Source organism: Actinospica acidithermotolerans (genome assembly GCF_018139625.1).
GTDB lineage: Bacteria > Actinomycetota > Actinomycetes > Streptomycetales > Catenulisporaceae > Actinospica > Actinospica acidithermotolerans.
Genome location: NZ_JAGSOH010000124.1, coordinates 1 through 19,055, shown reverse-complemented (window position 1 = coordinate 19,055; position 19,055 = coordinate 1). Strand labels below are relative to the sequence as shown.

Annotated in this window: 17 protein-coding genes and 1 pseudogene; 12 read left to right on the top strand and 6 right to left on the bottom strand. The window is 71.7% G+C overall.

What is annotated here, in order from left to right:
- Window positions 1-1,032: 1,032 nt before the first annotated feature.
- A complete protein-coding gene (locus tag KDK95_RS28620) occupies window positions 1,033-1,608 on the bottom strand; it encodes a TetR/AcrR family transcriptional regulator (protein ID WP_212521431.1) in 576 nt (191 codons plus the stop codon).
- An 84-nt stretch (window positions 1,609-1,692) separates the two neighbouring features.
- Between KDK95_RS28620 and KDK95_RS28615 the strand changes: the two genes are divergently transcribed.
- Window positions 1,693-3,282 carry an MFS transporter gene (locus tag KDK95_RS28615; protein ID WP_212521430.1) on the top strand — a complete coding sequence of 530 codons (1,590 nt, stop codon included), beginning with the start codon at window positions 1,693-1,695 and terminating at the stop codon, window positions 3,280-3,282.
- 302 nt (window positions 3,283-3,584) lie between these two features.
- On the opposite strand, the gene KDK95_RS28610 is transcribed toward KDK95_RS28615, so the two are convergent.
- Complete coding sequence (locus KDK95_RS28610) at window positions 3,585-4,304, bottom strand: IclR family transcriptional regulator (RefSeq protein ID WP_212521429.1); 720 nt, start codon at window positions 4,302-4,304, stop codon at window positions 3,585-3,587.
- A 149-nt stretch (window positions 4,305-4,453) separates the two neighbouring features.
- Between KDK95_RS28610 and leuC the strand changes: the two genes are divergently transcribed.
- The 4 genes from leuC to KDK95_RS38395 all read left to right on the top strand — a co-directional run bounded on the left by leuC (window position 4,454) and on the right by KDK95_RS38395 (window position 8,086).
- On the top strand, window positions 4,454-5,896 hold the full coding sequence (leuC, locus tag KDK95_RS28605) for a 3-isopropylmalate dehydratase large subunit (protein ID WP_212521428.1): 1,443 nt from the start codon (window positions 4,454-4,456) through the stop codon (window positions 5,894-5,896).
- Window positions 5,897-5,962: 66 nt separating this feature from the next.
- On the top strand, window positions 5,963-6,550 hold the full coding sequence (gene leuD, locus KDK95_RS28600) for a 3-isopropylmalate dehydratase small subunit (RefSeq protein WP_212521427.1): 588 nt from the start codon (window positions 5,963-5,965) through the stop codon (window positions 6,548-6,550).
- Between the two features lie 526 nt (window positions 6,551-7,076).
- A complete protein-coding gene (locus KDK95_RS28595) occupies window positions 7,077-7,343 on the top strand; it encodes an SCO5555 family protein (protein ID WP_212521426.1) in 267 nt (88 codons plus the stop codon).
- Between the two features lie 107 nt (window positions 7,344-7,450).
- Window positions 7,451-8,086, top strand: a complete 636-nt coding sequence (locus KDK95_RS38395; protein WP_212521425.1) for an HU family DNA-binding protein — start codon at window positions 7,451-7,453, stop codon at window positions 8,084-8,086.
- Window positions 8,087-8,212: 126 nt separating this feature from the next.
- Here the strand turns inward: KDK95_RS38395 and cofC are convergent, their stop codons facing one another.
- Window positions 8,213-9,046, bottom strand: a complete 834-nt coding sequence (gene cofC, locus KDK95_RS28585) for a 2-phospho-L-lactate guanylyltransferase (protein WP_212521424.1) — start codon at window positions 9,044-9,046, stop codon at window positions 8,213-8,215.
- Window positions 9,047-9,174: 128 nt separating this feature from the next.
- Here cofC and KDK95_RS28580 point away from each other — a divergent pair, with 128 nt between their 5' ends.
- The 3 genes from KDK95_RS28580 to KDK95_RS28570 are packed head-to-tail and all read left to right on the top strand — an operon-like array spanning window position 9,175 to window position 12,071.
- The gene (locus KDK95_RS28580; RefSeq protein WP_212521423.1) at window positions 9,175-9,918 is read left to right on the top strand and encodes a lysophospholipid acyltransferase family protein; all 744 of its coding nucleotides are present in this window, start codon (window positions 9,175-9,177) and stop codon (window positions 9,916-9,918) included.
- The gene (locus tag KDK95_RS28575) at window positions 9,915-10,919 is read left to right on the top strand and encodes an NAD(P)H-dependent glycerol-3-phosphate dehydrogenase (RefSeq protein WP_212521422.1); all 1,005 of its coding nucleotides are present in this window, start codon (window positions 9,915-9,917) and stop codon (window positions 10,917-10,919) included. Before KDK95_RS28580 ends, KDK95_RS28575 begins: the two co-directional genes overlap by 4 nt.
- Before the next feature lie 12 nt (window positions 10,920-10,931).
- A complete protein-coding gene (locus KDK95_RS28570; RefSeq protein WP_212521421.1) occupies window positions 10,932-12,071 on the top strand; it encodes a D-alanine--D-alanine ligase family protein in 1,140 nt (379 codons plus the stop codon).
- A 28-nt stretch (window positions 12,072-12,099) separates the two neighbouring features.
- Here KDK95_RS28570 and KDK95_RS28565 read toward each other — a convergent pair whose 3' ends face one another.
- Together KDK95_RS28565 and KDK95_RS28560 are read right to left on the bottom strand one after the other, a co-directional pair.
- On the bottom strand, window positions 12,100-12,642 hold the full coding sequence (locus KDK95_RS28565) for a DUF3515 family protein (RefSeq protein WP_212521420.1): 543 nt from the start codon (window positions 12,640-12,642) through the stop codon (window positions 12,100-12,102).
- Between the two features lie 4 nt (window positions 12,643-12,646).
- Complete coding sequence (locus tag KDK95_RS28560) at window positions 12,647-12,883, bottom strand: Lrp/AsnC family transcriptional regulator (protein WP_212521419.1); 237 nt, start codon at window positions 12,881-12,883, stop codon at window positions 12,647-12,649.
- 170 nt (window positions 12,884-13,053) lie between these two features.
- Between KDK95_RS28560 and KDK95_RS28555 the strand changes: the two genes are divergently transcribed.
- Genes KDK95_RS28555 through recG form a run of 4 tightly spaced genes read left to right on the top strand, consistent with a single transcriptional unit; the run spans window position 13,054 to window position 18,888 of the window.
- Window positions 13,054-14,043: a thiamine-phosphate kinase gene (locus tag KDK95_RS28555; protein WP_212521418.1), complete on the top strand. Its 990-nt coding sequence runs from the start codon at window positions 13,054-13,056 to the stop codon at window positions 14,041-14,043.
- Window positions 14,040-14,849 (top strand): bifunctional hydroxymethylpyrimidine kinase/phosphomethylpyrimidine kinase, encoded by an 810-nt coding sequence (gene thiD / locus KDK95_RS28550; RefSeq protein ID WP_212521417.1) that lies wholly within the window; start codon window positions 14,040-14,042, stop codon window positions 14,847-14,849. Before KDK95_RS28555 ends, thiD begins: the two co-directional genes overlap by 4 nt.
- A gap of 57 nt (window positions 14,850-14,906) precedes the next feature.
- A complete protein-coding gene (locus KDK95_RS28545; protein WP_212521416.1) occupies window positions 14,907-16,682 on the top strand; it encodes a DAK2 domain-containing protein in 1,776 nt (591 codons plus the stop codon).
- A 1-nt stretch (window position 16,683) separates the two neighbouring features.
- Window positions 16,684-18,888 carry an ATP-dependent DNA helicase RecG gene (recG, locus tag KDK95_RS28540; RefSeq protein ID WP_212521415.1) on the top strand — a complete coding sequence of 735 codons (2,205 nt, stop codon included), beginning with the start codon at window positions 16,684-16,686 and terminating at the stop codon, window positions 18,886-18,888.
- A gap of 35 nt (window positions 18,889-18,923) precedes the next feature.
- On the opposite strand, the pseudogene KDK95_RS28535 reads toward recG, so the two are convergent.
- Window positions 18,924-19,055: pseudogene (locus KDK95_RS28535) on the bottom strand (integrase core domain-containing protein); the annotation flags it as partial.

Here is a 19,055-nt window from a genome sequence, read left to right as displayed (position 1 = left end):
CGCCGCCGCCCCGAGGCCCGGCCCCGCCGCAGCAGCGCCTGCGGTGACGCCAAGGCCGCCACCCGCGGGGCCTGCGCAGGTAGTGACGCCGAGCCCGCCAGCCGTCGGCCTTGATGCAGCGTCCCCGCCGTCAGCCACCCGGTTCGCCGCACGGCCTGGCGTGACGCCGAGCCCGCCAGCCGCCGGGCCCGCTAGGAGTTTCCGGACGTCTGCCGCTGAGCCCGCTGCAGGTTCCCGGAGGTCAGTCGCCGGATTCGGTGGAGGGGTTGCACTGGCGCCGCGCCCGTAAGCCGCCCGGGCCGCTGGGAGGTTCCGGATGTCAGCCGCCGGGCCCGCTGCAGGTTCCCGGAGGTGAGTCGCCGGGTGCGGTGCAGGGCCTGTAGTGGCGCCGGGCCTGTCGGCTGCCGGGACCACTAGGAGGTTCCTGACGTCAGCCGCTGAGCCCGCCGCAGGTCGTGGTGTGACGCCGGGCCTGGCGGCCGCCGGGACCAGTGGGAGGTTCCGGATATCGGTCGCGGGGCCCGCGACAAGGTCTCGGATGTCAGTCGCCCGGCTCGCCGCAGGGCCTGGCGTGACGCCGAGCCCGCCAGCCGCCGGGCCCGCTGCGAGGTTCCGGCAGGGCGCCGCCGAGGCCGCCGCGGCGCCCGCTGAGCCGTCGCGGCACGGCGTCGGACTGCCACCAGTGAGGGGGCGCAACCGGACGCGCTCCAGCGGGCCCCACAGGGGCCGGGAGGCGCGCGCGCTGCCCGCGGCCGCGAAGGCCGCGGCGGGACTCTGGCGCATCCTTCATCCCCTTCGCTAGGGCGCTTCCGGCAGGTCACCCGTGCCTTCGGGGAGAGCGGAACCGCCGCGCCGCGGATGACGAGCCGATTTCACGTACTGTCATCATATGGCTACGGAGGTTGCGACCGTCCAGCCTTGGGGCGGATGTTGTCTCGAACCGGCTTACCATCGCCGGGGCGTCGCGCGCAATCGGCGCACGGGGTCGGGACGCCGTTCCGGGACGTCGCGGCGCCTTTCGGGGCGGGCAGGCTAGTCTTTTCGCGCCCTTTCCGCGATGAACCGCAAGCCCGCGGTCAAATCGGACGCACTCGGAAATCTCTCCCGATCCATCAGGTACTGGGCGACCAGGCCGGTCATCAGCACGCTGTAGAACGAACCGACCTGCTGGGCCAGTTCCCCGTCCCGCGCCGGATCGAGGCCGCCGACCGCCTCGGCCAGGCCCTCCCGGCCCTGCTGCACCGCTTGCGCCATGAACGCGGCGAGTGAGGGGTTGTGCATGCCCTCCAGGCCCATCTCCATGTTCAGGCGCAGCAGCGGCTCCTGCGCCGGGAAGCTCGCCAGCACCTCGCCGAAGAACGCCTGGAACCGCTCAAGGGAGCCGGCCGGCGCCTCCTGGTGCCGGTCGTCCTCGTCATCGGCGAACCAGTCCTCCATCGCCGCCATGAAGGCCTGCTCGAGCAGCGACTCCTTCGAGCCGTAGTGGTAGCCGATGGCCGCCAGGCTCACGCCGGCCGCGTCGGCGATGTCCCGGGCGGTGGTCCTGCCGTAGCCCTTCTCCAGCAGGCAGCGCTTCGCGCCCTCCAGAAGGGCCTCGCGATTTCCCATGTCAAACAGCTTAACACGGCCTTGGACGACCGTCTTGCACAAATGTACTAGACAATCGTCCAAGACGCATGTACCGTTTTTTCCATGACGACTGATCAGGTAATCGAGAGCCCGGAGGGGGCAGCTCCGCGCGCCGGTCGCAGGGAATGGATCGCGCTCGGGGTGCTGCTGCTCCCGCTGCTGCTCGTCTCCATGGACACCTCGGTGCTGCTCTACGCGGTGCCGTTCATCACGAGGGCGCTGCACCCGAGCAGCACCCAGCAGCTGTGGATGTACGACGTCTACGGCTTCGTACTCGCCGGCCTGCTCATCACCATGGGCGCGGTCGGGGATCGGATCGGGCGTCGCAGGCTGCTGCTGTTCGGGGCCTTCGCGTTCAGCGCGGCCTCACTCGGTGCGGCGTACGCGGGCGGCGCGGGGGAGTTGATCGCCGCGCGGGCGCTGCAGGGCGTCGCGGGGGCGACGCTGATGCCCTCGACCCTCGCGCTGATCCGCAACATGTTTCACGACCCGGCGCAGCGCAAGAAGGCGGTCGGGATCTGGACCGGCGGCACGATGTCGGGCGTGATGCTCGGTCCGGTGATCAGCGGCCTGCTGCTCGAGCACTTCTGGTGGGGCTCGGTCTTCCTGATCAACGTGCCGGTGATGATCCTGCTGCTCGCCCTCGCGCCCTTTCTGCTGCCGGAGTACCGTTCGCCGAAGACAGGCCGCTTCGACCTGCCGGGCGCGGCGCTCTCCTTCGCCGCGGTGCTGCCGATCGTCTTCGGCGTCTCCGAGATGGCGGAGAACGGCGTGGATGCAGCGCGGCTCGGCGCCGTCGCCCTCGGCTTGGCGATGGCGGTGCTGTTCCTGATCAGGCAGCGCGCGGCCGCGCACCCGATGGTGGATCTGGGCCTGTTCCGCAGCCGCGGCTACTCCGGATCGCTGGCCACCAGCCTGATCGCGATGTTCGCGACGCTCGGGAACGCGATGTTCCTGACGCAGTATCTACAGTCGGTGCTCGGCATGAGCCCGTTCAGGGCGGCGCTCTGGTCGCTGGTGCCCTCGCTCGGCGTGGGTGCGGCGATCGGCGTCGGCTCGGCACTGGCCAACGCCTTCGACCGGGCGTACGTGATCGCCGGCGGCTTCCTGGTGATCGTCGCGGGATACGCGGTGCAGGCCACGCTGCTGCACGCCGACTCGCATCTGTGGGTGCTGATGGCCGGCGCAGGGCTGCTCGCGGCGGGCGCGGTCGCGGTGATGACGCTCGGCAATGAGCTGATGCTCGGTGCGATCCCGCCCGAGCGGGCCGGAGCTGCGGCGGCGATGAACGAGACCGTCACCGAACTCGGCGGAGCGCTGGGGATGGCCGTGCTCGGCAGCATCGGCGCGGCGGTCTATCGCCACGGCGTGGGGGAGGCGGTGCCAAGTCCGGCGCGCTCGACCCTCGGCGGAGCGGTCGTGGTCGCCGCACGTGAACCGGCATCGGCGGGCGCGGAGTTGCTGGCCGTGGCGCGCGACGCCTTCACCCACGCCATCAACGTAGTTTCGATCGTCGGCGCGGTGATCATGGCGGGGGCCGCGGTGCTCGCGATCGCCTTGCTACGCGGGATCGGTGCGGACGGGGAAACCACGTCACCGTCGCCGGAGCCGGCCGCACAGGCCTCGTCGGAAGGAGTGCCTATCTCCGGATGAGAAAGAAGCGCCGGTCTCGGGATGAGGAGTGCCTCTTCCGCCATGAGACGGGAGCGCATGTCTCGCGATGAGAAATGGGCGCATGTCTCGCGATGAGAAGGGGGCGCATGTCTCGCTCGGGACGAGGAGGGAGTGCCTAGGCCCGGATGGGAGAGAAGCGCCGGTCTCGGGATGAGGAGTGCCTGCCGCGGGGCTATGAGTAGTCTCGCTGAGCCCGCGCCGACCGGATGGACACCGTTGTCTGTATCGGCTGCAGGCTCAAAGCGGAGAAGGGATCGTCGACGTTGACGACAGCGCTGGGTTCAGGCGGTGCGCTGGACCGCTTCGGACAGACGGCCCGCGGCCTCGAGTACGGCCTCGGCGTGGATCTTCCCGGGGTAGCGGGTGAGCCGCTCGACCGGGCCGGAGATGGACACGGCGGCGATCACCCGGTTGTTCGGTCCGCGCACCGGGGCGGAGACCGAGGCGACGCCCATCTCCCGCTCGGCGACGGACTGGGCCCAGCCGCGGCGGCGCACGCCGGCGAGCGTCGTCGCGGTGAATCGGGCGCCCTGCAGGCCGCGGTGCAGCCGGTCCGGCTCCTCCCAGGCCAGCAGCACCTGCGCGCCGGAGCCGGCCGCCATCGGCAGGGCCACGCCCACCGGGACGGTGTCGCGAAGTCCGGTCAGCCGCTCGGCGGCGGCGACACAGACGCGCATCTCGCCCTGCCGGCGGTACAGCTGCGCCGACTCGCCCGACACGTCCCGCAGGTTCGCCAGCACCGGTCCGGCCGCCGCCAGCAGCCGGTCCTCGCCCGCCGCCACCGCCAGTTCGGACAGGCGCGGCCCGAGTACGAACCTTCCCTGTATGTCCCTGGAGACCAGCCGGTGGTGCTCCAGGGCGACCGCGAGCCGGTGCGCCGTGGGGCGCGCCAGACCGGTCGCGGAAACCAGGCCGGCGAGCGTCGCCGGGCCGGCTTCCAATGCGCTGAGGACGGCGGCTGCCTTGTCGAGCACTCCGACGCCACTGGATACGGTGTCCATGGGGCGATATTGCCATCTCAGTGCCTGAGACACAAGTGCATCGTTCAGTGAGACGGTGCAAGGCTGGTCCATACCGGACCGCGATGCACCGCGATGAAAGCGCCTTCTACCCGGGGCGGAAAAACACCACTGACATGGAGCGAAGCCCGATGACAGCCGCACACGCAGCGCCAGTGCAGCCGCTGACGCTGGCAGAGAAGATCTGGGAGGCGCACGTCGTGCGCCGCGCCGAGGGCGAGCCGGATCTGCTCTACATCGACATGCAGTTCATCCACGAGGTCACCAGCGCGCAGGCCTTCGACGGCCTCCGGCTGGCCGGACGCACGGTGCGTCGCCCGGACCTGACCATCGCCACCGAGGACCACAACACCCCGACCCTCGACATCGACAAGCCGATCGCCGATCCGGTCTCCCGTACCCAGATCGAGACGCTGCGCCGCAACTGCGCGGAGTTCGGCGTGCGGCTGCACTCGCTCGGCGACGCGAACCAGGGCGTCGTGCACGTGATCGGCCCGCAGCTCGGCCTGACCCAGCCGGGCATGACGATCGTCTGCGGCGACTCGCACACCTCGACCCACGGCGCCTTCGGGGCGATCGCCTTCGGCATCGGCACCAGCGAGGTCGAGCACGTCCTCGCCACCCAGACGCTGCCGCTCAAGCAGTTCAAGACGATGGCCATCAACGTCACCGGCTCGCTCAAGCCGGGCGTGACGGCGAAGGACATCATCCTGGCCGTGATCGCGAAGATCGGCACCGGCGGCGGCCAGGGCTACATCCTGGAGTACCGCGGCGAGGCCATCCGCAACCTCTCCATGGAGGGCCGGATGACCGTGTGCAACATGTCGATCGAGGCGGGCGCCCGCGCCGGCCTGATCGCCCCGGACGACACCACCTACGCCTACCTCAAGGACCGAGCCCACGCACCGCAGGGCGAGGACTGGGACGCGGCCGTGGCGTACTGGTCCACGCTGCACACCGACGAGGGCGCGAAGTTCGACGCCGAGGTCACCATCGACGCCGACGCGCTCACCCCCTTCGTCACCTGGGGCACCAACCCCGGCCAGGGCGCCCCGCTCGGCGACGTCGTCCCGAACCCCGCGGACTACGCCGACCCGAACGCGCGCCAGGACGTCGAGCGGGCGCTGGAGTACATGGGCCTGACGGCCGGCACCCCGCTGCGCGAGATCGCCGTCGACACCGTGTTCCTGGGCTCCTGCACCAACGGCCGGCTCGAGGACCTGCGCGCCGCGGCCTCGGTCCTCAAGGGCCGCAAGGTCGCCGAGGGCGTGCGCATGCTGGTCGTGCCCGGCTCCGCGCGGGTGCGCCTGGAGGCCGAGGCCGAGGGCCTGAACGAGGTCTTCGAGGCGGCCGGCGCCGAATGGCGCTTCGCGGGCTGCTCGATGTGCCTGGGCATGAACCCGGACCAGCTGGCTCCGGGCGAGCGCTCGGCGTCCACCTCGAACCGCAATTTCGAGGGCAGGCAGGGCAAGGGCGGCCGCACCCACCTGGTGTCCCCGCTGGTCGCCGCCGCCACCGCGGTCACCGGCCACCTGGCCGGGCCCGCCGATCTGCCCGCGCTGCAGGAGGTCTGAGGACCCGTGCAGCCGATCAAGCACAGAGAAGTTCGTCAATCGCGACCGGCGGGAGTCTGAGCGCACATGGAGAAGTTCGTCAGCCACACCGGGACGGCCGTACCACTGCGCCGTTCGAACGTGGACACCGACCAGATCATCCCGGCCGTGTACCTCAAGCGGGTCACCCGCACCGGTTTCGAGGACGGGCTGTTCGCCGCGTGGCGCAACGACCCGGAGTTCGTGCTCAACAAGCCGGAGCGGCAGGGCGCCACCGTGCTGGTGGCCGGCCCCGACTTCGGCACCGGTTCCTCGCGTGAGCACGCGGTGTGGGCGCTGCAGAACTACGGCTTCAAGGCCGTCATCTCCGCGCGCTTCGCCGACATCTTCCGCGGCAACTCGCTCAAGAGCGGGCTGCTCACGGTGGTGCTGCCGCAGGAGACCATCGAGCAGATCTGGACCGCGATCGAAGCCGATCCGGCCACCGAGGTGACCGTGGACCTCGAGGCGCGCGAGGTGCGCGTCGGCGAACTGGTCGCCCCCTTCGAAATCGACGACTACACCCGCTGGCGCCTGCTGGAGGGCCTGGACGACATCGGCTTGACGCTGCGCAACGTCGAGACGATCGACGAGTTCGAGACGACGCGCCCGTCCTTCAAGCCCGCGACGCTTTAGCGAACCGCGAGCACGTGCTCCGGCGGGTCAGCGGTCACGTGCTCGCTAAGCGCGCTTGCCATGCTTTAGCAAGTCGCGAGCACGTGCTCGGGCGGTCTGCCGTCACGTGCTCGCTTAAGGCCGCCCGCGACGCTTTAGCGAGTTGTGAGCACGTGCTCCGGTTGGTTCAGCCGTCACGTGCTCGCTTAAGCCCGCCTGCCATGCTCTTAGCGAGTCGCGAGCACGTGCTCTGGCAGGTCAGCCGTCACGTGCTCGCTTAAGCCCGTCCGCGACGCTTTAGCGAGCAGCGAGCACGTGCTCCGGCGGTTCTGCCGTCACGTGCTCGCTTAAGCGCGCCTGCCATGCTTTAGCGAGCCGCGAGCACGTACTTCGGCGGTCTCCGGCGGTTCAGCCGCCACATGCTCGCTGAAGACGGGTTTTCGCGCGTGCGCCGGGCACGCGCGGCAGGAGGTACCGCCGCCACTTCGGAGACACGAGGTACCGTCGCCGATTCGGCGACACGCCGCCGGTGCCGCAGAATGGCCGTATGGCTCAGGCACCGGCGGCGAACGGGGATTCTGAGCCGTTCGACGCCGCGGAGATGCGCGAGCTGTCCGGCTACGCCCGCCTGGCCCAGCGCCTGAAAGAGGCGCACGACGCGTTGCGGGCCATGGATTTGCCGGCCGCGGAACGGGCGGAACTCAATCGGCGCCTGCTTGTCATCACCGCCGCCTCCCGGCACGACCGAACGGACGCGATGCGCCGTCTCGAGGCCTTCCTTGACGCTCTCGTATTGCGACACAAGGGTGATTAAGGACTTTGGTGTTTGATTAAGGCGATTGCTGGGCCTACGGTGCGGATAGGAAATCCTCCGCATGTGTGGTGCAAACCGGCGCCGCACCTACCCCCAAGGGGCGCATCGTGAACAAGGCACAGCTGATCGACGCAGTCGCCACGAAGCTGGACATCTCCCGCCGCTCGGCAGGCGACACCGTCGACGCCGTTCTGGATGGCATCACCGGGGCGATCATCTCCGGCGACAAGGTGTCGCTCACCGGCTTCGGCACCTTCGAGACCACCCGCCGCGCCGCCCGCACCGCGCGCAACCCGCGCACCGGCGAGGCGGTGGCCGTCCCCGCCGCGACCGTGCCGAAGTTCCGGCCCGGCCAGGCTCTCAAGGACGAGGTGAACACCACCGGCGGCCGCAAGCGCGCGACGGCGAAGAAGACCGCCGCCAAGAAGACCGCGGCGAAGAAGACCACCGTCAAGGCCGCCGCGAAGAAGGCCACCCCCGCCAAGACGGCCGCCGCCCGCCCGGCCACCAAGGCCGCCGCGAAGAAGACCACCGTCAAGGCCGCGGCGAAGAAGGCGCCGGCCACCAAGGCCCCGGCCAAGAAGGCCGTCGCGAAGACCGCCGCCAAGAAGACCGTGGCGAAGGCCACGGCCCGTCCCTCGGCCAAGAAGACCGCCGCCAAGGCCCCGGCCACCAAGGCGGTCGCCAAGAAGACCCCGGCCAAGAAGACGACCGCGAAGAAGACCACGGCGCGCAAGCGCTGAACCGTTCGACGAAACTCCCCTCTTCCGCCACGGCGCCGGCGGCCGGGGGGAGTTTTCGCATTCAGAATGCTGTTTCCGGCGTTCGCCGAATTCGAAGTCGGCCGCCGGCGGTTATATCGGAATGAATCAGTCCGGCAGCGGCAGCGTCGCGAGCGTCAGGGCCGTGATGCGCCCGGCGGCGTCGGCGCGCAGCGCCACCCGCTGGCCGATCCGGGCCAGCCGCAGCCCGCCCGCGTCGAAGGCGGCCGCATCGTAGGGCAGCTCCGTGCCGTCGTCGAGCAGCACCGTGCCGCCCCGGGTCGCCGGGTCGAAACTCCTGACGGTTCCCTGCATCAGTCCCAGTCCGATCTTGTGCGCCGTATGAACTCCGACTCCCAACCTTAGCGCCGACTCCAGGTCGGCCAGGGTGTCCACGTCTTGGCGCAGCGTACGTCCGGCGGCCAGCTCGGCGGCGCCGCTGCGGGCGTGCCCCGCCCGCGAATCCAGGCCGAAGCGCGGCTCCAGCGGGCCGTGCGCGGGGCCCAGCAGCAGCGTGGTGCCGCTGCCGGCGGCGTCGGGTACGAAGCTGCGTCCCTCGATCTCCGCGGCCGCGCGCAGCACCTCGCTCAGCTCCTCGGTGCGCAGCGAGGGCAGATCCCCGGTCAGCGCGCCGACCCGCAGCTCCGGCCGCTCGGCCGCGGAGCGCTCGGCACCGTGGACGATCGCGGCGTTCAGCCGGTCCAGGGCGTCCGGCGCCTCCGGCTCGGCGATGATCCGGGCGCCGAGGGCCGCCAGCCCGCGCGCCGCCGCGTCGTCCGCCGTGACCACCAGGATCTGCGCGACCTCGGGGGCGGCCAGCGCGGCCGTCACGCAGTCGTGCACGAAGGCCAGCGCGAGGTCGGCCCGCCGCCAGGAGGGCAGCGGGGCCAGCCGGGTCTTCGCCGCGGACAGCCGTTTGACCGGAATCACCAGGGACCACACCGCCTCAGTTTTCCACGGGCGGCGGTCGGCCCGGGGGCCGCCTTGGCACAACTGCGGGCGAAGCGCGAGGATAGGACTCGTTCGTCGACTCCCCAGACAGAGCCTCGGCTCGACCGGAAGGACCCCAGGTGGCCCGCCGCAACCCGCCCGCCGGATTGGCGTTCCTGTTCATCGCCGCGATCGCCCGGCCGCTGCTGACGCTGCTGACCAAGCGGGACTGGCGCGGACGGGAGAACGTGCCGAGGACCGGCGGCGCGCTGATCGTCGCCAACCACTACTCCTTCTTCGACCCGATGGCGGTCGGGCACTACGTGGTCGCCGCCCGCCGCACCCCGCGGTTCACCGCGAAGGCCGGCGTCTTCAAGCACCCGCTGCTCGGCAAGCTGTTCCGGGCCGCCGGGCAGATCCCGGTGCAGCGCGGCACCCGCGACGCGGTCAAGGCGCTGCTCGCGGCGCAGGACGCGGTCAAGCGCGGCGAGGTGGTGGTCTTCTACCCCGAGGGCACCATGACGAAGGACCCTGACCTGTGGCCGATGGAGGGGCGCACCGGCGCGGCCCGGATCGCGCTGCGCACCGGCGTCCCGGTGATCCCGGTGGCCCAGTGGGGTGCGCAGGAGGTGCTGGCGCCGTACTCGACGAAGTTCCACTTCTTCCCGCGCAAGACCCTCAAGGTCGTCGCGGGCCCGCCGCTGGACCTCTCGCCCTGGGCCGAGCGCAAGGACCGCGCTGCCGAGCAGGAGGTCACCGACCTGATCATGGACGAGATCACGAAGATGCTCGAGGGCCTGCGCGGCGAGAAGGCTCCGGAGGTGCGCTTCGTGCCGCCGCCGAAGGAAGAGGAGTCGACGCCCGCGGCGGGGGTGGCTGAGTGACCCGCGCCGCCGTCTTCGGCACCGGCAACTGGGGCACCGCCTTCGGCATGGTGCTGGCCGACGCGGGCACCGACGTCACCCTCGTCGGGCGGCGTCCGGAGCTCGCCGACGCGATCAACGCCCGGCACGAGAACCCCGACTACCTGCCCGGCGTCGCGCTGCCCGAGGGCATGCGCGCGACGACGGATCCGGCCGAGGCGCTGCGGGACGCGGACTTCGCGGTGCTGGTGATCCCCTCGCAGACGCTGCGCGCGAACCTCGCCGAATGGGCGCCGCTGGCCGATTCGCGCACCGTGTGGGTCTCGCTGATGAAGGGCGTCGAGCTCGGCACGTGCATGCGGATGAGCGAGGTGATCGCCGAGTGCACCGGCGCCGAGGCCAAGCGGATCGCCGTGGTCTCCGGGCCGAACCTGGCGCGCGAGATCGCCGCCCGCAAGCCGGCCGCGGCCGTCGTCGCCTCCGAGGACATCGCGGTGGCCGAGGAGCTGCAGAAGGCCTGCCACACCCAGTACTTCCGGCCGTACACCAACACCGACGTGGTCGGCTGCGAGCTCGGCGGCGCGATCAAGAACGTGATCGGCCTGGCGGCGGGCATGGCGGACGGCATGGGCCTGGGCGACAACGCGAAGGGCACGCTGATCACCCGCGGCCTGGCCGAGGCGACCAGGCTCGGCGTCGCGGTGGGCGCGGACCCGTACACCTTCTCCGGCCTCGCGGGCCTCGGCGACCTCGTCGCCACCTGCGGTTCCTCCTTGTCCCGCAACCACATGTTCGGCGTGCACCTCGGCCGCGGGCTGACCGTGGACCAGGCGACCGCGGAGGTCCGGCAGACCACCGAGGGAGTCAAGTCCTGTAGATCGGTTCTGGCATTGGCGGAACGTCACGATGTGGACATGCCGATCGCACGCGCCGTGGTCGGAGTGGTACACGAGGGTCACGCTCCGAAGGAGATGCTCGCGGCGCTCATGGCGCGGTCCGCGAAGTCGGAGGGCTTGTACTAGGGTCTGGGAGCTATGAGCGACGAGTTGGCAGCCCCCCAGTCCAAGGTCCGTGTCGCCGTCGTCTTCGGCGGCCGGTCCAGCGAGCACGCGATCTCCTGCGTCACCGCGGGCAGCGTGCTGAAGGTGCTCGATCCCGAGCGCTACGAGGTGGTGCCGGTCGGCATCTCCACCGACGGCCGCTGGGTGCTCGCCGAGGGTCTGGGCGAGCAGCTCGCGATCACCGACGGCGCGCTGCCGCCGCGGATCGACGAGACCAGCGGCGCGCTCGTGACCATGGCCGCCGACCCGACCGCGCGCGAGCTGACCGTGCACGAGCCGGGCACCGTGCCGAAGGTGCTGGGCGACGTGGACGTGGTGCTGCCGCTGCTGCACGGCCCGTACGGCGAGGACGGCACGCTGCAGGGGATGCTCGAGCTCGCCGGCGTCCCGTACGTCGGCTCGGGCGTGCTCGCCTCCGCGGTCGGCATGGACAAGGACGTGATGAAGCGGCTGCTGGCCGCCTCCGGCCTGCCGGTCGGGCCGTACTTCGCGCTGCGCGCGAAGCAGTGGGACACCGGGGAGGGCCGGGCCCGGGTGCTCGCCTCCGTCGCGGAGCTCGGCTACCCGGTGTTCGTGAAGCCCGCGCGCGCGGGTTCGTCGATGGGCATCTCGAAGGTGCACGACGAGACCGAGCTCGCCGCCGCGATCGAATTCGCCCGCGAACACGATCCGAAGCTCGTCGTCGAGGGCATGCTGACGGGCCGTGAGATCGAGGTCGGCGTGCTCGCGGGACGCGACGGCGGACGCGCCGAGGCCTCAGTCCCCGCGGAGCTGAAGGTGCTCGGGGGCCACGAGTTCTACGACTTCGAGGCGAAGTACCTCGACGGCACGACCGCCGTGCAGCTGCCCGCGCAGCTGACCGAGGAGCAGACTGCTGAGATCCAGCGTCTCGCCGTCGAGGCCTTCGAGGCGCTCGAGTGCGAGGGCCTGTCCCGGGTGGACTTCTTCCTGCTCGACGAGGGCGGCTTCGTCATCAACGAGATCAACACGATGCCGGGCTTCACCACCACGTCGATGTTCCCGCAGATGTGGGCGGCGAGCGGCGTCTCCTACGCGGAGCTGGTGGACCGGCTGATCACCGACGCGCTCTCCCGGCCGAGCGGCCTGCGCTGATCTCTCCGGCGGCGGCGTCGGCCCGGGATCAGTCCGGGCTGACGTCGGCCCCTGACTTGCCGTCGACGGTGGGGGTGCCCGCGATGACGGCGGCCGACAGGTCGGTGGGTGCGTCCATCCCCGGGTTGCCGTCGGCGAGGTCGTACGAGGAGGGCACGAACACCTCGACGTACACCTCGCGCTGCGTGGTGTAGAACTCGTAGCCGTCCGCGACCTGGATCGGCAGCCAGGCGACCCCGTTGGCGTAGACGGCCTGGGCGGACGGATCGTAGCTCTTGCTGTTCGGGTCGAGCACCGCCGGCGTGCTCGCGCCGCAGGTCATGACGATCGGGCTCGTGCCCCAGGCGGCGGTCAGGTCGGAGGAGGGCGTGACCGTGTCGCGGCTCTGGCCGTCCACCGTCGCCGGGAGCTTGCTCTGCAGCTTCGCGCAGACCTGGTGCACCCCGGCGGTGGCGTTTGGCGGGGTCACCGCGACGGCGCTGCCCGCGGACAGCAGCAACCACGCGGTGGCGCCGCCGACCGAGGCGAGGACGACCCCGGCGGCGGGAAGCAGGACGCGAAGCTTGTTCACCCGATCACCCGAGGTTGACCACCGGGCAGGTCAGCGTGCGCGTGATGCCCTCGATGACCTGGATCCGGGCCACGATCAGCTTGCCCAGGTCGTCCATGGTCTCGGCTTCCGTACGCACGATCACATCATAGGGGCCGGTGACGTCCTCCGCGGAGACGACCCCGGGCAGTTCGGTGATCTGACCGGCCACCGCGGCGGAGCGGCCGACTTCGGTCTGGACGAGGATGTAGGCCTGAACCACTTTGGAGCCCTCCACTTGGACTACGTGCGTATAGTCAATGAGAACTAGACAATGGCGAAACGTTACCGGCCCGACCCGGGGCCGCCGCAAGGGGGTCCCGGTTGGTTACACACGTGAGGGTGGTCGCGGTGGACGACCCGCCGCACGGCGGTCCCTCTACAGTGGGACCCGTGACAGAGCGGAGCCCCGAGCCCACCGGTGATTACACCTTAGGCCAGATCGGTGAATTCGGCCTGATCAACCGGGTGGCGAGAACGGTCCCGCAGGGCCCTGCCGTGCTGATCGGCCCGGGCGACGACGCGGCCCTGATCAGCGCCTCCGACGGCCGGGTCGTGGCGAGCACCGACCTGCTGGTCGAGGGGCGCCACTTCCGCCGCGACTGGTCCAGCGCGTACCAGGTCGGGCGCAAGGCCGCAGCGCAGAACCTCGCCGACATCGCCGCGATGGGCGGGGTGTGCACCGCGCTGCTCGTCGGCCTCGCCGCACCCGCCGACCTCCCGCTGAGCTGGGCTAAGGACCTCTCCGCCGGGCTGGCCGACGAGGCCGCGCTGGTCGGCGCCTCGGTGGCCGGCGGCGACACGGTCGGCTCGGAGACCCTCCTCATCGCGGTCACCGCCCTCGGCGACCTGCGCGGTCTCGCGCCGGTGACCCGCGCGGGGGCCCGTCCAGGGGACGTCGTCGCGTACGCGGGAGAGCTCGGCTGGAGCGCCTGCGGCCTGGAACTGCTGCTCCGCGACGCGGACGGCCCGAAGCTCGCCTTCGCCCGGCACCGCAGCCCCGAACCTCCGTACGAACAAGGGCCCGCCGCCGCGCGCGCCGGGGCCACCGCGATGCTCGACATCAGCGACGGACTGCTCGCCGACCTCGGCCATATCGCCGAGGAGAGCGGCGTGGCCGTCGACCTGGACCCGGAGGCGTTCCCGATCGACGATCGGCTGCGCGAAACCGCTCGGAAACTCGGGGTCGAGGTGCTGGACTGGGTGCTCACCGGCGGCGAGGACCACGCGCTGGCCGCCTGCTTCCCGGCGGACGCCGGCCTGCCGCCCGGCTGGAGCGCCGTCGGCCGGGTCGTGGACCGTCCCGCCGCGCAAGCGCCGCTGGTGACGGTCTCCGGCCGCGCCTGGCAGGCCGCCCAGGGCTGGGACCACTTCAGCCGATGAACGCGGTCACCAGGGTCCTGACGATCGCCGGCTCCGACTCCGGCGGCGGCGCCGGCATCCAGGCCGACCTGAAGACCGTTCAGGCGCTCGGCGGGCACGGCATGAGCGCGCTCACCGTCGTCACCGCGCAGAACTCGCTCGGCGTCCAGGGTGCCTGGCCGCTGCCCGCCGCGGCGGTCGAAGCCCAGTTCAGCGCCTGTGTCGAGGACATCGGCGTGGACGCCGTGAAGACCGGAATGCTCGGCGGCCCGGAGCTGGTGAGCATCGTCGCCGATCTGATCAATAGGCTGAACGAGTTAGTCCCAGTGGTCGTCGATCCGGTGGCCGTCTCAAAGCACGGCGACACCCTGCTGGCCTCCGACGCCCGCGACGCCCTCCTCAGCGAACTGCTGCCGCGCAGCACGGTCCTGACGCCGAACCTCGACGAAGCCGGCTGGCTCGTCGGCGAACCCGTGGTCGACCGCGAAGACATGCGCGCGGCCGCGCGCACGCTGCTCGGGTTCGGCCCGCGCTGGATCCTGCTCAAGGGCGGACACCTGGCGGACGACGCCGCGGCGGACCTGCTGACCGACGGCACCGCCGAGCACTGGCTCGTCGCCGAGCGCATCCCCAACCGCCACACCCACGGCACCGGCTGCACCTACGCCAGCGCCGTCGCCACCCTCCTCGGCCGCGGAGAACCCGTCCCTGAGGCCGTGGCGCAGGCCAAGGACTACGTCACCCGGGCCATCGCCCGCGGCTACCCGCTCGGGCGCGGCATCGGGCCGGTCGGCCATCCCGTGCCAATCCGGGCGGCCAGCGCCTAAGGTGGGCAGGACTCACCATCGTCATTTCGTTCCGCTCGTGAAAGAAGGGCCCGCCTCGTGCTCGAAGCCGTCGACGGGGTCGCGGTGCGCGCCTGGGCCAGGGCCAGCCTGGCCGCGCTCGGCCGGGCGCGCGAGGAGATCGACGCGCTCAATGTCTTCCCGGTCCCGGACGGCGACACCGGCACGAACCTCTACCTGACCTTCGACGCGGCCTGCGAGCGCCTCGACGCGCTGCCCCCCGCCCCCTCGGACGGCGCCGCGAGCAGCGCGGCGGCGGCCCTGGACGCGCTGGCGGCCGGCGCCCTCGAAGGCGCGCACGGCAACTCGGGCACGATCCTCGCGCAGCTGCTGCGCGGCATGGCCGACGAGCTGACCGAGACCGCCCGGCTGCGCGGGCAGATCGACCCGGCCACGATCGCGGCCGCGCTCTCCAGGGCCGACGACGCGGCACGGGAAGCGGTCGCGGTGCCGGTCGAGGGCACGATGCTCTCGGTGGTCAAGGCCGCCGCGACCGCCGCGACGATGCTCGTCCAGCAGGCCGGAGAGCTCCAGCCGCCGTTCCCCGCGGTCGCCGAGGCCGCACGCCAGGCGGCGGCCGGCGCGCTGATCGCGACGCAGCACCAGCTGCCCGCGCTGGAGGAGGCGGGCGTCGTCGATGCCGGCGGACTCGGCGTCTGCGTGTTCCTCGACGTGCTCGCCGCGCTCGTCGGCGGCTACGACCCGCGCCGTCTCGCGCCTCAGGACGCCGGTCTCGCCGTCGCCACGATGCCGCGCCGCTCGCTGCTGCGGCCGGAGCGCGGACCGAAGCCGGTCACGCTGGGTCAGCCGCGCCGGCTGATCGTGCACGAAGCAGTCCTCGTCGATGTCCCCGCGCCGGCGCCGGGGCTCGAACTCGTCTTCCTCATCGAGACCGACGCGCCCGACGCGCTGCGCACCGACCTGGAGCGGATCTGCGCGGACGACGGCGGCGACTCGCTCGTCGTGGCGGGTGGCGCCGGCACCTACCGCGTGCACGTCCACCTGCACCAGCCGGGCCTGGCGATCGAGGCCGCGCTGGAGTACGGACGGCCCCGCGACCTGCGCGTCACCGTGCTGACCGAGTGCGTGGACGTGCAGCGGGAAAGTCCCGCGCAGGCTCCGGCGCCCGAGCTGCGGCCGGGCCGCGTCGTGCTCGCGGCGGCCGCGGGACCCGGCCTCGCGGAGCTGTTCACCGAGGCCGGCGCGGTGTCGCTGAGCGGTCCCGGCGGACGTCCGCCGACGAGCGCCCAGCTCTCGCGCGCCGTGATGGAGACCGGCGTCCGCGAGGTCGTCATCGTCACGGCCGACCCCGAGGGCCTCGCCCCGGCGTTCGCCGCCGCCGACCAGGCCGAGCGCGACCTGCCCGGCGTGCGCATCGCGGTGATCCCCGGCAAGGCGCCGGTCCAGGCCGTCGCCGCGATAGCCGTGCACGAGCCGAGCCGCCGCTTCGACGCCGACGTCGTCGCGATGACCGCGGCGGCCGGCGCGACCAGGTACGGAGCGCTGCAGGTCGCCGCCGACGACGCGTGGACGATGGCCGGCGTGGCGCGGGCCGGGGACGTGCTGGGCTTCATCGAGGACGACGTCGCGCTGATCACCAGGACGGTCCTCGACGGCGCGCTGGCGGTCGTCGACCGGATGGTGTCGGCGGGCGGTGAGATGGTGACCCTGGTGACCGGGGCCGATCTCGGGCTGCCGACCGAGGAGCTCGTCGACGCCGTCACGGCGCGGGTCCTCGCCCGGCGCCCGGAGATGGACGTGGTCGTCTACGAGGGCGGCCAGTCCGGGTGGCCGCTGCTGATCGGCGTGGAGTGACATGGACGGAGAGCGGGACGCGCTGGCGGTCCGGCTGCGCGAGGTGCTGGGCGACCGCACGGCGAAGGTGCTGGCCAAGAGCCTCGGCCTGAACACCGTCGGCGAGCTGCTCAAGCACTACCCGCGCCGCTACGACGAGCGCGGCGAGCTGACCGACCTGTCGAAGGTGCCGATCGACGAGGACGTCACGGTGCTCGCCGAGGTCGTGAAGTCGACCAAGATCCCGTTCCGCGGGCGCAAGGGCTTCCGGTGCGACGTGCAGGTGACCGACGGCTCGGGCTCGATGCTGCTGACCTTCTTCAACAGCTGGCAGGTGGAGCGGGAGCTGCGGCCCGGCCGGCTGGCGTTCTTCGCCGGCAAGATCACGCTCTACCACGGCCGTCCGCAGATGGCCGGGCCCTCCTACGAGCTGATCGGCGACGAGGAGGACGTGGACCGGACCGGCGAGGAGTTCGCCAAGCCGGTGCCCATCTACCCGTCCGTCGCGGGGCTGCCCACCTGGACCGTCAAGCAGTGCGTGCGCGTGGTGCTCGACCAGCTGCCCGAGATCGAGGACCCGCTGCCCGAGGAGCTGCGCAGGCGGCACCGGCTGCTCGATCTGCGCACGGCGCTCGAGCAGGTGCACCGGCCGGCGGAGATCGAGCAGACGTACGTCGCGAAGCACCGCCTGAAGTGGGACGAGGCGCTGCCTCTGCAGGTCGTGCTGGCCCAGCGCCGGGCCACCACGATGCAGGACTCCGCGCACGCGCGCACCGCGAAGCCCGGCGGCATCCTCGAACGCTTCGACGCGCGGCTGCCCTTCACGCTCACGGACGGCCAGCAGCAGGTCAGCGCAGAGATCGCGGAAGACCTCGCGCAGACGCACCCGATGCACCGGCTGCTCCAAGGCGAGGTCGGCTCCGGCAAGACGATCGTCGCGCTGCGGGCCATGCTGACGGCCGTGGACAGCGGCGCGCAGGCCGTCCTGCTGGCCCCGACCGAAGTCCTCGCGCAGCAGCACCACCGCTCGATCACCGAACTGCTCGGACCGCTCGCGCGCCCCGGCCAGTTCGACGGCGACCCCGAGGGCACGAAGGTGGCGCTGCTCACCGGATCGCAGGGTGCGAAGGAACGCAACGCCAGCCTGCTCGACGCGCAGTCCGGAGACGCGGGGATCGTCATCGGCACGCACGCCGTCATCCAGGACAAGGTGAAGCTGCACGACCTCGGCCTCGTCGTCATCGACGAGCAGCACCGCTTCGGCGTCGAGCAGCGCGACGCGCTGCGGGCGAAGGCGAAGGGCGACGAGTCGCCGCACCTGCTGGTCATGACGGCCACGCCGATCCCGCGCACGGTCGCGATGACCGTCTTCGGCGACCTCGATGTCTCCGAGCTCAAGGTTCTGCCGTCCGGCCGGTCTCCGATCGCTACACACGTCGTGCCCGCGAAGGAGAAGCCCGCCTTCCTGACCCGCGCGTGGGAGCGGATCCGCGAGGAGGTCGCGAAGGGGCATCAGGCCTATGTGGTCTGCCCGCGGATCGGCGGCGACGCGGGGGACGAGACGGACGGGGACGGGACGCAGCCCGCGAAGCAGGCCGACGGCGAGGAGCGTCGTCCGCCGCTCGCCGTCGCCGACGTCGCGGCGCAGCTCGAAGCCGGGCCGCTGAACGGCCTGCGGCTCGGCGTGCTGCACGGCCGGCTCACGCCGCAGGAGAAGGACGAGGTGATGGGCAGGTTCAACGCGGGTGAGGTGGACGTGCTCGTCGCCACGACCGTCGTCGAGGTCGGCGTCAACGTGCCGAACGCGAGCGTCATGGCGATCCTCGACGCCGACCGCTTCGGCGTCTCCCAGCTGCACCAGCTGCGCGGACGCGTCGGCCGGGGCAGCGTTCCCGGACTGTGCCTGCTGGTCACCGAGACCGACGCCGACTCCCCGGCGGCCGACCGGCTCCGGGCCGTGGCGAGCACGACCGACGGGTTCGAGCTCTCCCGCATCGACCTCGAGCAGCGCCGGGAGGGTGACGTGCTCGGCGCCGCGCAGTCCGGCCGCCGCTCCTCGCTGCGCCTGCTGTCCGTGCTCCGCGACGAGGACCTGATCGGCCAGGCCCGGCAGGCCGCGACCGACCTCGTCGAGCGCGACCCCGATCTCGCCGGGCACCCGGCGCTCGCCAGGGCCGTGGCCGCGCTGACGGAGACCGACCAGGCGAGCTTCCTGGAGATGACGTAGCCGGACGCCTGCCGAAGCGGCTAGCGTCAGTACAGCTAGCTGTTCTGTCCTGTGAGGTTGGGTACGCGGCTGGCGGGTGGTTGGCCTTTGAGCGCGGTGTGTGCTCGGTGATGGTTGTAGATGTGCAGCCAGGGGTCAAGCGCGGCGCGTCGTTCGGATTCTGAGGC